Source organism: Legionella clemsonensis (assembly GCF_002240035.1).
Taxonomy (GTDB): domain Bacteria; phylum Pseudomonadota; class Gammaproteobacteria; order Legionellales; family Legionellaceae; genus Tatlockia; species Tatlockia clemsonensis.
This window is the reverse complement of the sequence record NZ_CP016397.1, coordinates 1,832,399-1,847,281: the sequence shown is the minus strand read 5'-3', so window position 1 is coordinate 1,847,281 and position 14,883 is coordinate 1,832,399. Positions and strand designations below refer to the sequence as shown.

Here is a 14,883-nt window from a genome sequence, read left to right as displayed (position 1 = left end):
TTGAATTATATTCTCCTTATCTTAAGTATAGAAAAATGAGAAAGCCTCAAATCAGCTTATTGATTTGTGAGTTACTATTAATTTTATCTTTCAGGTAAATATGACTTAAAAAAATTAAGCCGTATTAAAAAATACGACTTAAGCCAATTCATTAAGCGAATAAAAAGATAACAGACTTACAGGGAATTAGCCATTTTGCGGCATTCATCTTCACATTGATAACAGGCATCTGCACAACGTTTACAGTGTTCCATGTGCGTATGTTTAGCACACTCGTCGCCACAGGCTTTGCAAATATCGGCACAAAGTCGGCAGATTTCACTAGCAAATTGTGAGCCTCGTGCCATGATGGTAGCAGCAAAGCTGCAAATGGCAGCGCAATCTCTATTCAATTGAATGCATTAAACCAAATTTTTAACTTCACTTTCCTGTAAACAGGCCGTTGTACAGTGTTCGCACTCAACAGTGCAAGCGTTACAAGCATCAATACAAGATTGATATTTTTGATGAGGCATAGTGATCTCCTTAAGTATTGGTCTGGATTAACAATCCGTTGCTGTGACTATCACCCTTAGTTTAAGGGATTTAGAAATTAAAACAATGAAGGTTTCCTTTCATTTTTAAGTTAAATTTTGGGCTCCTAAGGGGTTTCACTCCCAAATGATGTTTTAAACTTTTCAATGTGAATTAAGCAGTTTTACTTGAGTAGAGTCAGTTTTTACAATCAAATAAAAGAGAACCTTGCAATCGCTCTTTAAGTAATTTCCAATCGTCAAGTCTCGTTTCTTGTAGCACTGTCAGAGCTCGTATATCGACAGATACCCAAAAATCCTCGAGCATGTCAAAGGCACCTGTAATTTCTTTAGGATAAAGAAAAACAGGTGATATTGCAAAATTGATACCAAGTCCTTCGGTCTTGGAGCGGGGTGAATACCAATTTTCATAATTTCCGCTAATACCATTATAATAGCGAAGTGAACGCGTAAATTTCTCATTTTTAAAGGTTGGTGTAGGATTAAATCCATTTTCATAATCACAATAATGCTGGGCTATATGGGCAGGCAGAAGCCACTGTAATTCTCCAATGGTTGTGCACCAAAATTCCTTGCGACTTTTCTCATTCCACCGAGAATAATTTAAATTATAATTAGCCAGTGCGGGGAGAATGGCAAAATCATAATGTCTTTCGTGATAACTCTGACCATTTAATTGATAAGTAACGCCCTGTGTTTCTACTTTAGCCAGTTGTTTAGCAAGTTCCTGGTGTATGGCGTTACCTCGCTCTCCATCAGGAATACAGTCAAGCATCATAGGGGCCATGTAACGAACATCGAGTGCCCATAAAGTGTATTCCCAAATAGATAGATTAAAGAAGACACGACCTGATTTATCCTCTAGTGTTTTTCTTTTTTCAATTAACCATTCAGGATAATGTTGCAGGATTTTTTGCACAGTATTCTGATTACCGATAACTGTAGCTTCTGCTAGCCGCTTCTTTAACCACTCTAAACGGTAATTATAATAAAAGAAGCGGGAGCTCATGACAAAATTACGTTGATCCAATCGATCCTCTAGTTCATTAAAGAGTTGAGTAGTAAGCTCATTCGGCAGAGGAAACTCTTCTAAGATCTCATTCAATTCATGTTTCATTTTCATAATCATCTCACGTAACAATAAAACTATTTGTTCATTAATTGAGCAATGAATAATCTAGCATTTACCTGTGTGTATGAAAAATCAATTATTGATATGAGATTTATATAAATAATTAATATCTACTCTTACCCCTTAATGTGGATGCAAACCTGTGCCACCAAATTGTTGCTCATTTAAGCTTTTGGTGTTCACTCTGATACACTATAAGTAAGCGAATAAGGACTATGTGAGGCAGGTATGGATAAACTATTAAAAGATGCTGGCTCTGCAGAGGAGCTTTTCAATAGAATCATTAGTGAGCGGCGCGCCACATCAAGTTTTGACGGTTCACCAGTCCCAGACGATGTGCTTGGTAAAATTTTAAGGGCAGGAATAGAAGCACCAAGTGGCTATAATCTTCAACCATGGCGATTTATAGTAGTTCGGGACCAAAAGCAAAAACAGGATTTACGCGAGGCAGCTATGAATCAGCCTAAAGTTGAAGAAGCGGGGGCTGTAATTGTCTTTTGTGGTGACTTAAATGCGCATCGTGGACAAAGTTTGGATAAAATATTGACTGAATCCGAAAAACATGGCTTCAGTAAAGAACAAAACGAAAAAGTAAGAGCAATCATTAAAAAAACCTTTGATGCGCCAGCAGGTAACGCGATGGGACTTGCGCCTGATTATGCGGTGTGGGTTAACCGTCATGTGATGATTGCTTTTACCACAATGATGTGGATGGCTGAAATTCTTGGCTATGACACAGCACCTATGGAAGGTTTTTTTGAAGATAAAGTTAAAAATTTGCTGGGTATTCCAGAAGATATACGTGTAGTCGCTTTGCTAGCTATAGGTAAGCGAAAAGGTGAGGATAAAAAATATGCAGGGCGCCGTCAGTTAAAAGAGATTTGTTTTGCTGAGGAATGGGGTAGGGAATACCAATAACCACCATGCTTTGTTCTTATTGAAGTTTGTTAAACGATAGGTATAATTTACAGGTTTAGTGGCGATGTGTCTTCTCTGTGGAAAGGCCTGAGAACTGACAGTAGTCTAGTTTAAACCATCTCTTTAAACGGGTTCATCGCTGAGGTAATCATGTAATTGATTTATTTCAGCGAGAATAATCCGGACTCCTTTTTCCTAATAAATCCTCTTACGTGCTTGCCTCATTATTTAGCTTATTAGCACATTTCGAGGGTATGTATGCCTTTAACAATCGAAAGAATTGAAGCAGGGATTAGTGGTAACGTACTTAATCTGCATGGACTGTCTATTAATGATAACGATGTCTCATTGATTTGTGATTTTTTAAAGGATAAGCCACACATTACTACTTTGAATCTGAGTAGAAATAATATTGCAGTGGCAGGCGCTCAACAACTGGCTCGTAATCAAACGCTTACCACACTGAATATTGCTATGAATAACATCAGAGACAAAGGTGCATATGCTCTAGCTTCCAATCAAACCATTACCAATTTAGATGTCTCTAGTTGTAATATTGGTGAAAGAGGGGCTCAAGCCTTGGCATGTAATCCAATCATTATCACATTGAATATCGGCTTTAACCATATTAAAAATGCAGGTGTTCAAGCCTTGGTTAAAAATAACATCATTACCAGTTTGAATATTGCCTGTAATGAGCTTGAGACCGAGAGTGCTTACGATTGTGCTGGTAATCAAACCATTACCGATTTAAATGTATCGGGTAACCGTTTCAGAGCAGAAGGAGCTCAAGTATTGGCTAGCAATCAAACGATTACTACTCTGGATATTTCTCGGAATTACATCGGCGTATCAGGAGCAATGGCTTTGGTTTCTAACAACAAAAGCATTGCTAAAATAATATTGGATATTGATGATTACCCGCCTCAATCATTTATCGACGCTATAGAAGAAAATACCACGCTGGTTGAAATGCATTTTTTATATAAGCATTTCCTCGATAAGAACTTTTTAAATAGGATTAATAATGTTATTTACAGAAATAAGTACAATAAAAGTGTGAAAGAAATAATGTTGGCGCGATTGCTCTTTCAATCACAACGCTCTTGGAGTAATTCCGTTAACGACGATGAAGAAAATAAAGACATTTGTTATTTAGGGCGGTTGCCTTGCGAAATGCTGGAAATTATTGCTTCTCATACAATTAAAGATTTCAACCCCGCAAGATATCGCTTTTTTGCTAATTATGCTGCTGCCAGAGAAAAAGCGGATTTTGAGTTTCTGCGACAAAACTTTGAAAAATTACCCTATTAAAAATATTCCATATTGACACAAAAAATGTATTTTTGTATAATTATTTTTCAATGCGATGTGTCTTCCCTGTAGAAAGGTCAGGGGACTGACGAATAGTCTAGTTTAACCATCTTTAAACGGGTTCATCGCTGAAGATAATCATGTAATTGATTTATTTCAGCGAGAGTACCTATTCTTTTCTAATAATTCTTTTACGTGCTTATCTTCTTAATTGAGATTAATCAGTCTGTAGAGGAGTTATTATTATGTCTTTAACCATTGAGCGAATTAACGCGGGCGTTAGTGGTAACCTGCTTAATTTAAAGAGATTGTCGCTTAATGACGATGATGTGTTCTTAATTTGTGACTTCTTAAAAGAGAATCCACACATTACTACTTTGGATCTCTCCTTTAATAATATTGGAGTGACAGGTGCCCAATTATTGGCACGTAATCAAACTATCAAGTCTCTGGATATTTCTTTTAACCAACTTGAAGAGGAAGGTGCTAAGGTACTGGCTACTAATCAAACGATCACCTCTTTATACATAGCGCAAAATGATCTCGGAGAGAGTGGTGCACGCTATCTGGCCAATAATCAAACGATTACCTCTTTAAATATTGCTTGTAACAAGATTGGAGCAGGTGTTCGATATTTTGCTGACAATAAGATAATTACTAGTCTTGGTATTGCTGATAATGAAATTGGAGATGCAGATATACAAGCATTAACTGCCAATAAAACGATTACCATATTGAATGCTTCTTTTAATAATATTAGTGATGAAGGAGCTCAGGCACTGGCTAGTAATCAAACGATTACCTCGTTGGTAATTGCGCACAACCGAATCGGAAGTAAGGGTGCTCGAGCATTAGCTTGCAATGAAACAATTACCGGTTTGGATATTTATGGTAACAATATTGGAAAAAGCGCAATAGCGTTGGCCAATAATAGAACTCTCACAAAACTCAGGTTAGATATTAAGAAAGAAAGAAAGCAGTTATTTCTTGATGCTTTAATTAACAATACCACGCTTGTTGAAATTGATGTTCGTTGCGCGGAGGAATTTATAGAGGATGAATTTTTAGATACTGTTGCCAGAATATGCAATAGGAACAAACTTAAAATTCCCCTAATAAAAAATCTGCAATTAGCACGTTTGTTCTTTCAGGCACAGCGGTCCTGGGATCAAGAAACTAACGATAAAGAAGAAATTTGTTATTTGGGACAATTGTCCGGCGAAATGATGGAAACAATTGCTTCTCATGCAATTGACAATTACAACGCTATAAAATATCGATTTTTTGCTGATTATGCAGCTGCCAGAGAAAAAAGAAATCTGGCGTTACTGAAGCAACAGCTTCCAAACTCTGTAGACACTGAGGCAATACCTTATTCTCAAAATAAACGCATGTATGTGGTTATGGAGACTTAATGGCTCTCTGGACAGGAGAGGTCAGGAAAGGATTCCACCGACATGCTACTGTCTAACCAAGAGATAAATTGAGAGGTTTAATAGGCTGCTTCAGATTAAATTTTTGAGAAGTGAAAGGTAAATTAAAATTACCCGCACGAATGTGCAGTAGTACCCATTACTAGCTATGAAAATTTTCAGACTAGTTTTGCGGTGGAGTAATCGAGAGACTCTGTCCTTTTGTGAGAGGGTTGCCTTCATAATCAAGACATTGCTTAACTATTAGGGTTTTTCCTGTAAAGAGCTCACAATGGATTTGATAGCCGGCCTGATTATAAATCAGTAATTTAGCTTCTCCAGGTATGTCCCCATCAAGATAAATTTTATACTGTTCTGGATTGGGTATTTTTTCAAATACCTGACCCATACACTGAGCTAGCTGAGCTCCCATTTGCTGCTTTACTTCATAACATTGACGCATCACTTGAATTACAACCTCTAAAATCACTTTTGGGTGAGTTGCGGCCATTGCCTGAACAGTTGTAACACCAATCAAACAGGCTAAAATAGCTATACGTAAGTACATAATTTTTCCCTAAACTATTTTCTCTTATTATAGAAGATGCTTTATAAGCGTTGCCTAGCATTCCCTTTATAAGTACTTGGAACATTAGTCATTAACAAAGGAAAGCATGGCAAAAAGTGCTTTGGACTGGAGAAAATCGACTATAGTCGCAAACTTAGCTCCTCTAACTTTGTGCTAACCTGCCTTACAGGTTCCCAGAAAAACTTGGTCAACAGGGAGGATTGTGGATGTTTTAATGTCGAATGGACGGGAATCAGCGTTTCCTCTTGCTTTAGGCTTGCCTCATAATTTAATAGTTCTTTTGAACTAAAAAAACGTCGTGTTTGAAAACGGGATTTTTTAAACTCTACTTGCTCTAATTGTCCTAATGTAGTAGCTGCTGCCTTTAATTCTTGCTCATAATCATTGACAAGTGTTTTACATTCTTCATTTAAATATTCTGTAAGATGATTTTGAGCCTGTTCTTGCAAAGCAGCTATAATCTTGTCTGTTTGTAAAGTAAATGCTTCAATGAGTTGATGTAAATGTCGTTGATAAATTTCTTCTTCTTCCTTGATAGCTGCTAAAGCTTTAATGGGCTCAGAAAGTTTAGTTTGTAGATGGGAAATATTGAATTTAATGCGCAGGATTTCAGCATTCATTCCCAATTTCTTTGTCCAGGTGCATTCTGGTCGTTCCAACTGGGCATTTATTGTGGTTATTTTATTTTCTTCAGCAGCTATTTCACGCATTTTTTCTTCAATGACTTGCTCTGCTGCGGATTTTTTTAATTGTATGTCTTTTAAATGCTTGTTTATAACCCGATGTTTTTCTGGTAGATCGGCATAAAGTTCAGGTATCTTTTTGTCCAATAGTTGTTCAATCTCATTTAACTCAGGCAGTGAAGTCCAATCCCAATAAGCGAGTCGTTGAATATATTGATGGAGAGTTTGAATAGGTTCAGGTAATTTCTCAAGAGCTTTGAGTTCCTTCCAATTTATTTTTAGTAAATCTTTTAACTTCCAAAGTTTTTTAAATTCTTTTTGTTTAACCAGAGGGAGTATTTCAAAGGCTTTGGTGTCCGTTAAAGTAAGCACCGCTTCACGATGATGCTCGAATTGTTCTTTTTGCAACGTCAATTGTGCGCGCTCTTTTTCAAGTGTTGATAAAGTAGAGGATTGGTATCCTGTGAAACCTTCCTTTAAGGAGGCGTCATTAATTTGCACTTCAATATAAGACTGCACGCCGTCACAACCAGTGCGAATCCGTACCTGATCGGCTGAAACCTGAAATAAAGCGGCAAATTGTGATGCTTTATGAGTGAATAAATTATCTTTGGTGTCTTGTTTGAAACCATCCGCTTTTTTTAGTAACTTGATTGAACGACTTAATTGATTTTTTAGCGCGTTGAGTGCACCTTTATAAGGTTGATAAGCTGCATAGGATTGAAAACGCTCTACTGTCTCATGCAATTCCTCAATAAGATAAATTCGATTATTATCCTCACTTATCTTAATCAGTATTGTTTTCAGATGATCCCATACGGCATCCTCATTAAATTGTAGCGACAGCTCTTCAAGACGAGAGCGAAATTGAGCAAGATGATAAGCTGACAATACCGCGTCATTACAGCTTTCCTGAAATTCTTTATCACAATGAGGTACGAATACCAGGGATTCAATCGCGGTTAAAGCAGTATTTATAACACTGCGAGGGTTTCTGTGAGTCAACGAAAAGAGATATTGACCCTGTAACTTCACACGTTGCTCTTGAAGAGCAGTATAGAGCGCTTGAATTTTTGTTTTATCTTGGGGAGCTTGTCTTAATTCTTCGGCTAGCTGATAAACCTTGTAGGCAGCTTCTTTAGCAACAGTGGATTCCAGGCGTGCATGCAAGGGTTGTGGTGTTTGATTGGCCCAGGCAAATTCATTGAGAAGATGATGAGCCAGCATTTTCATGATTTCATCGCTATACTGGGTGTTTAAGGCGACTAATTGCTCATCCAGTTCAAGACCGGCTTGTCGATAAAGTTGCGTAAAGGTTAGAACCAGGCCTTGCATTTTAAATTTATCGATCAGCGGCATTGAAGAGACGGTTTGCGTATGCGTCAAGATTAGTGGTTTAATTTTCACAAGTAACTCTTGAATTGTCGTTGCATTGGCTTGACTTAATTTCTGTTGATAAAATTCGATAGTTGATTTAGTAATCTGCTTGGTATCTTCAATTCGCAGTACCTTATTTTTCTGTTGTATTACTTTCTCGGCAAGCGACACCAGAATTGCTGGGAAAAATGAAGAAGATCGTGCTTTGTCGTCAGTGTTAAGTGATTTAATGGCCTCTGGATAAACAGCACAGAGTTCACCTATCAAATGAGGAAGAAGCTGTTGGCTCTGCGCTAATTCCAGCTGTGTTTTATCTTCTTCAGGAGGTTGAGTAAATTCAAGAACGGCTCCTGCTTTATCCAAAATGACGGCCTCCAAATTTTGCTGGATTAATGCAGCAGCTGAGGCTTTAAATGAAGGAGATTTGTCCTGTAAAGCTTCCTGAATGTTCATTTCTTTTTCAAGATCTAACTGTTTTAAATAATTAAGTTTCAAACGTTGTATAGCGGTAAGCGCTACAGTTTGTTGAGCTTTCGCTATCCATTTCTCTTCCCTGACAATCTCCCAAATTTTACAAATAGTGTTTTGAAATTGCGCAACGCTTGCCTCAAGGGTATCGGCCGAAATACTGGTTTCCTGTACATTGGAAAGCTCATTTAGAAGTACTTGACGCCATTGATAAAGCTCATTTTTCAAATGGTTATCTGCTGGGTAGAGTTCTAGCAGTAAACTTTCCCAAGCTTGCACTTGTTGCATTAACGTTTGCTGTGCTCTATCGACTGCCTGAGTATATAGTCTATCGAGTGTGGCTTGTAATTTGATATCATCCTGCATTTTTTTGATAGCTTTTTCAGACTGGAGCTGCCGATAGCTCGGAAAAAGAAAATACATTAATCGGGTAAACCAATTGCTGGGTGCTGGAACTTGATAAATGGGAAGCCATTGCCCAGGTTTTCCATTTCGGGCAGCGCGTCCGGCAATCTGTGTGGTCATACGCTCACTGTCCGTGTAGGTTTGAATAACAAACAATCCCTCAGGATGATCACCAGGATTAATATCAATCCCTCTTGCAAGCATCGCCGTGCCAATGGTAATTGTATTCGCCTTACCAGCTTGTTTAATGATGCGATCCAGCTCTTCTGGGCTTTCTTTACCAGTGACAATTTGAATCTTAAATCCTGCCTGCCTATAAGCTTCTAAACTTTGCCCGATGGTTTGGGCATCATCAAAATCCTCACTGATGACGAGAATGGGTTGAGTTTGGGTTTGACTCCATTTTTCGAGAGCATCTTTGCCTTTCAAACAAAAAGCCTCTCGATCTTCCAGCGTTAGGAAAGGAGTATCGGCATTATATCTTAATATTGGTTCTTTAATAGGACGTTTAACTGCATCGATTGCTTTATGGATAGCGTGAATTGTTTCCTTACGTGAAAACGTGAAAATTGGAGGATGTGTTTTGCGATTATCGCCTGCATAAGGTGCTACACTGATTGCTTGCGTACCGAGTTGTGTTGCTAAATATTGCAATTCGATTGGGTCACCAGGGGTGCCTGAAATTCCCACGAGTCGCCCTCCAGTGTTTTGATAAAAGCGCACCAAACCTCGGGCAGATTGGCTGGCGAGAACTTGTGGATCAGCGTCGATAAAGAAATAATGCGCCTGCTCATTGCTCTCTGCCTTCAATCGAGCTTGTAAAGCTTGCTGCACTCCATCGGTAAAAATACAACCTGTTTTAAGCGTACTGCGTACCAGTGGAACACAGACTATTTTTTTGGTTACCCCATTACCGGTTTCATCTTTTTCCTTAATGGGGCGAACAATAAAATGCTTATTCTCGACAAGCTTTGCTGCCTTGCAACTGGCGTTGATCCATTGTTTAAGTTGGCTATTGCTGGTGGCCAACATAAAGTTTTGCTTATTAGCATCACCGTTAAATTTTTCATTAATTTCTTTGTTAATATAGAGGCGGAACTGCTCAACATCCTCGTCTTCATCCCAGACCTTTCCTTTCGCAGGATCAGTGTTGCGAAAGGTTGGAAGATTAATAAATTGATAAGCGAGAGGGTAAATCCATTGAGCATGGATGTCTTTTACCTCAGAGGATGGATTTTCTGCAACCAATTTATAGAGGGTGGTTTTATCAAGCAACGCGTCATCACTTTCATCTAAAACAAGATGAATGGGATTTCCATTTTGAACATAAATTTCCTGCTTCGCCTCCTTGGCAGCAAGGCGGAAAAGCGCCATATCTTCCAATGTTGAACAATTAATACCATTTAGTTGATAATCTTTAGGCTGACTATCTGCCTGAATAAGTGCTGAATCAATCTTCAAAAACTTAAAGAAGGGCTCGCAACTGTTTTCATAGTCTCTGACTAACAAAGTACTATTTGCAGTGCATACATCCACTGTACCTCCTCGTGCCCACTGTAAAACTGCAAGAATTGGTGCAATTAGACTCTTACCCTCTCCTGTATTAATACGCATAAGTAAGTTGGCATCAGGAGTATGCAGAGAAAGCAACAACATCAGCATTTGTGTGGTATTTGGGAACAAGCCTGTAGTACGGAAATAAATTTCTCGCAGGTGAGCAAGAAGTTCCATTTGCGTTAGTTCGAGTTGTTCTTCAGGAACCTGGTTTGAACGCAATTGATCAAGTAATTGTGTAGCTCGTTCTTTTAATTGATGACGAGAGCAGGCTGTTAACTTTTTAAGTTGACTATAATCGTAAGGGTTTAAAGGATCAGTATAACCTAAGGTTTCTATATAGGTAAGCTGTCTTGCCAGTTGCAGTTGAAGTAACGGGGGAAGATTAATTTCATGCAGTAAATCTTCCAGACTTAATAAAGCTTCCTGAATCCTATTGGTAGCAAAATGTTCAGCAAGTGGGCGCGTCTCTCCTGTTTTTGCAAACGGATTAGTATCAAAGCTGGAACAATAGGCTTGAAGTTTTTCTGGACCATGGACTAACAGTGCTGAGTTCAGTGTTTGGGCAATGGGATAGGGAGGGGTGGCAAAAAGCTGCATGACTTGAGTCAGGTCGACTGCAGAGCGTCGGCCCAAGCCTTCGGCAATGTCAAGTAAGATGGGTAAATTAACGGTATCATCCTTTTTGCTGTTCGCAAGATGTGTCAGGATTGTAATAAGTATTTCTCTGTTTTCGCCATGGTGTGAGGCTAATTGAGTAAGAATTTTGGCATAGGTACTTAAATCTCGACTGAGATTGTCTAAGGACACACGTTTTAGCAAAGCGATACAAAGGGGGGCATGGGTTGGGTTTTCCACTATAAAAGTTTGTGTACGGTGCACTAAGTCTTGCACCAACTCATGAGAGTCATTCACGGTGACTCGGCTTAAAATTTGAATGATTTGCTTTAGGATTAAAGATTTTGTTTCCTCTTTTAGATTCGATTTCTTTAATTCATTTAAAATTGCCAAAGGAAATGGGCTTGGGTTTTTTAAGTTATGAGCCAGGCTCATCTTAAAAAATAAATTCTGTGTCTCTGTTTCCAGGCCGGCTAATTCAAAAAGGTCCTTCAAGCCATTTAAAGCACGATCAATAGCAGTAGTATCTGCCAAAGGATTCTCTTCGAGTGCTTCAGTTGTGAATTTTAGGTATAAACCCAATGAGGCCGGGTTGGCATGCAGAAGAGTATTTACCAGCGCTTGCTTCTGGCGATAATTGAGACGAGCAAGAGGAGGAGTTTGCAGCTGCTTATATATCGTATAAAATTGCGCGGATGCTTTATCCTTAACATCAATAAGAAAATTAAGATAACTCACAATAGTTTCTATCGTGGTTTTATAATTTTGAAGTGCTTGATCAGCAGGTTGATCTTCAACAAGCCTGGCGGCTGCTTCCAAAATACTATTTTCAAACTCTGGATCCTGGGTATTTAATTGTTGCAAGGTTTTTTTAAGCGCAGGTAAAACTTTTTTCTGTACCAGTTCTTCCTTGAATAAAAAAGTAAGGGAGTGAGTATCATTAAAGGTTGCTAACCATTCAAGACATAGGTTAGCGTCTACATCAGTCACTTTATTTCTATTGTGTTCATCATTAAAGTAGGCATGAATTTCGCGACTTATAAGACCATGCAGTTGGGCTAAAATGCCGGAAAATATTCTTCCTGTTACATTATCAGTGGATTTTCTTTTGCCGGTAAGGATGTAACTTAAAATATACTCCCCTTTGGTGTCCCCTAAACCACGCAAACTATAGGTTGAGTTAAGCAGTCTTGGCTTTTTTTCTTCGAAATATCTAAATTTAGCGATAATGGCTTCAAAGCTTGGGTTAGGTGTTTGTAGAAGTTCAACGAGGTTAGCCAAGGCATCAAAAAGCGGGAATAATTCCTGATTTAGTTGCTCTCTTAATTGATCGGGTACAAGCTTACTTTGAAGATTTTCTCTTAGCGAAGCTTCAAGGCTTTTTATGTGTAATATATCACTTCGTTTCTTCACTGCATCAGTAAGTGCATCGACGATAAGGTCATCAAGTTTTGAAATATCTCCATTACCGAAAACACATCCAGGTAATAAATTTTTTTCAATAATAATGTTTTTTAGCCATTGTTCCTGTTGTTCAGGCTCATCCTCTTTTAGAGGGTGGACAGACTCTAAGAGTGAATTGATAAGTGCCTGAACTTGTTGGCTCTTGGGCAATGGTTGGGATTTTGCAATATTAATTTTGCCTAAAAGATTTAGCAAAATATTACAATAGGCTATCCCTTTACTTTCTTTCAGCGTTTCAATCGCGGCCACCAAGTCATCAATAGTATCTTGAGACAGATTAGGTTCATCTATTGCTGCCAGTAACTTGATGGTGTTCAGGTCCAGATTCTGACGATTTTTTTGCAAAAGTGCAGAGAAGGAGGCAATAGCGGTTAAAATGGTTAAATTTTCATCAGGAATATTGTTTGTCTTTTGAATGCGCTCCTGCAAGGTCTCAATGAGTTGAAATCCTTCATTTTCCAGGCAGGAAATATAGGGCAGAAGGAGTTCATCTTTAAAATCTTTGTCCGGAAAAGACGTTTTAAGTTCAAGCAATCGCAGAAGAAGTGCTTGTATTTGTAGAAAGGTAGGAATTGGTTTAAATTGTAAACAACGTGAAAGGGCTTGAAGTAAATCAGCTCGGTCAGCACCAGGGAGCGTTTGTAGTAAGTTAATGCTGCTTTTTAGCATTTTCTGCCAATGTTCGACAGTAAGTGTTTCCTCCTCGGCAAAAGTGCATGTCAAAATAAACATTAATTGATTTCTTTGCTCAGGACTCCAGGTTGTCTGGCTCTGTATCTCTGCAAATTGTGCTTGAATATCTGCTAATCGGATTTTGCTTTTCCAATGCTGTCCCAGGTAACGAAACAGCAGTATTTTTAAATTTTCTGCTTCCTCATTGAGATGAGTATATACACCCTCCAAAGTAAGTTTTGTGTCTTCAGTTTTTTCAAGTCGCATACAGGCTGCTACTTGTAAAAATCGCTCTGATTTTGGGGCTTGTACCATCGCATAATGAACACCAGTGGGTCCCCAATGGAGATCTTCCAGCGCTAAACATTGCTCTTGTGGATTTTGGGCTTGTTCTAAAACATCCAGTACGCGATTCAAGGTTATTAAAAAATGACCGTCATGCTTAACAGGACAAGGACTGGGTAGGGTAAGGTTTTTATCAGCAATGCGAGGTAAAAAAACCTGCGAATAAGCTTCAAAAAAATGATTAAAATCAAAGTGATGTTGGCTGTTTTTAAGATGAGCAATCGTCAGAGTATTCCACCATTCTTTCTGTTCGGCTGGAAGCTTAAGAAGTTTTTGCAAATTTTTAATCCCACGCGGACTTAAAAAAGCATCTTGAGCAACAGGATCTCGTAAAAATTCAATATTTAAATTTTTATTTAGACAATGTCGCAGAAGTTTTATAAATAATCTGGTGTGAGTTTCACCACCGAGAATAAATAATTTTGCCAGGACAGACACAATAAATCCGGCGTCTTCTGGGCTATATGTACCAAGAAGAGCAGATACCTCTCTTGCATTAACAGGTGAGGCATTCGTTAGGCCCTCTTTTTGCACTAAAGGATCTTTTGTATCCAATAGATGCATTAAAATGATTTCAGAGAGGTTTGGTAGCAACCTTTGTGCTTCTTCAAGAGTAGGCAGTTTGAGCGGTGCAGGTGTGTCTAGTATGGGTGCAAGGGCAGAGGGAAGTCGCTGGGGGGTATCCGTGTAACATAAAGCATGTTTTTCACTATCGATATAAAAACCTTTCACTAGATTTCTGGGAATAATTCCATCTGTAAAAGCATGAGGATGCTCTTTAATTTTTTTTGCTGCTGTCTCTTGTAACCTCTGAATACCTAGAGCGGATAATTGTTTAACAAGACTCGGAAGTGCTGGTAAATCAATGGGAACATAGGCAAGATTTGGTATCTCCAGTTGTTCAATTTGTTCACTACGAGGTCTTTGTGCAGCAGTATCTGGGTACTTAGGAAGAGGAATACTTTTTTGAATTTGAATATTGGCACGTATTGTCGAAGAAGCATTCGTTAATGCTTCCTTTAAAGCATTAATTTTCGGTTCAGTCGTTGCATTTAATAAGACCTCTGCAGTTTGATTTAGGAAGGCTCGTCGTGCGTTAAAAGCAAGAATGTTACTACTTTGTTCAGCATGAGGAAGTTTGAAAAGGAAAAGTCGTTTACGTTTTTCCTGAACAAATTGCAGAAGGATGTCAATCTCTTCTTCCTTGATTTGATGGGGATCAAGCGTGACTTCAACAGGGGTATAGTTTATTTCTGTTTCATAGGTAGCGGTTAAATTCTCGAATAAAGATTGCAGGTACTTATTTTCAATATTAGCTGGCACAGGACGCTCCTCATCAAAACAAACTTCTTGTTACTAAAGCCACCCTAAAATTGGGAGCAGCATAATAAAAAAAGAG

Annotated in this window: 7 protein-coding genes; 3 read left to right on the top strand and 4 right to left on the bottom strand. The window is 38.5% G+C overall.

Features of this window, described 5'->3' with window-relative positions:
• Positions 1-176: 176 nt before the first annotated feature.
• Both clem_RS15095 and clem_RS07970 read right to left on the bottom strand, forming a co-directional pair.
• Positions 177-392, bottom strand: a complete 216-nt coding sequence (locus clem_RS15095; RefSeq protein WP_232505435.1) for a four-helix bundle copper-binding protein — start codon at positions 390-392, stop codon at positions 177-179.
• Between the two features lie 319 nt (positions 393-711).
• Positions 712-1,656: a hypothetical protein gene (locus clem_RS07970; protein WP_094091151.1), complete on the bottom strand. Its 945-nt coding sequence runs from the start codon at positions 1,654-1,656 to the stop codon at positions 712-714.
• 237 nt (positions 1,657-1,893) lie between these two features.
• Here clem_RS07970 and clem_RS07965 point away from each other — a divergent pair, with 237 nt between their 5' ends.
• The 3 genes from clem_RS07965 (at position 1,894) to clem_RS07955 (ending at position 5,312) form a co-directional block, all read left to right on the top strand.
• Entirely contained in the window at positions 1,894-2,583 is a 690-nt protein-coding gene (locus clem_RS07965; RefSeq protein WP_094091150.1) for a nitroreductase family protein, read from the top strand.
• A 258-nt stretch (positions 2,584-2,841) separates the two neighbouring features.
• Positions 2,842-3,897, top strand: coding sequence for a leucine-rich repeat domain-containing protein (locus tag clem_RS07960; RefSeq protein ID WP_094091149.1), 1,056 nt, complete (start codon positions 2,842-2,844; stop codon positions 3,895-3,897).
• A 245-nt stretch (positions 3,898-4,142) separates the two neighbouring features.
• A complete protein-coding gene (locus clem_RS07955; RefSeq protein ID WP_094091148.1) occupies positions 4,143-5,312 on the top strand; it encodes a leucine-rich repeat domain-containing protein in 1,170 nt (389 codons plus the stop codon).
• A 181-nt stretch (positions 5,313-5,493) separates the two neighbouring features.
• Here the strand turns inward: clem_RS07955 and clem_RS07950 are convergent, their stop codons facing one another.
• Entirely contained in the window at positions 5,494-5,877 is a 384-nt protein-coding gene (locus clem_RS07950) for a hypothetical protein (RefSeq protein WP_094091147.1), read from the bottom strand.
• Between the two features lie 140 nt (positions 5,878-6,017).
• The gene (locus clem_RS07945) at positions 6,018-14,807 is read right to left on the bottom strand and encodes a preprotein translocase subunit SecA (protein ID WP_094091146.1); all 8,790 of its coding nucleotides are present in this window, start codon (positions 14,805-14,807) and stop codon (positions 6,018-6,020) included.
• Positions 14,808-14,883 lie beyond the last annotated feature (76 nt).

Bases quoted from the DNA above. Each gene is read 5' to 3' on its own strand.
- clem_RS07970 (WP_094091151.1), bottom strand. From the start codon at position 1,656: ATGAAAATGAAACATGAATTGAATGAGATCTTAGAAGAGTTTCCTCTG.
- clem_RS07965 (WP_094091150.1), top strand. From the start codon at position 1,894: ATGGATAAACTATTAAAAGATGCTGGCTCTGCAGAGGAGCTTTTCAAT.
- clem_RS07960 (WP_094091149.1), top strand. From the start codon at position 2,842: ATGCCTTTAACAATCGAAAGAATTGAAGCAGGGATTAGTGGTAACGTA.
- clem_RS07955 (WP_094091148.1), top strand. From the start codon at position 4,143: ATGTCTTTAACCATTGAGCGAATTAACGCGGGCGTTAGTGGTAACCTG.
- clem_RS07950 (WP_094091147.1), bottom strand. From the start codon at position 5,877: ATGTACTTACGTATAGCTATTTTAGCCTGTTTGATTGGTGTTACAACT.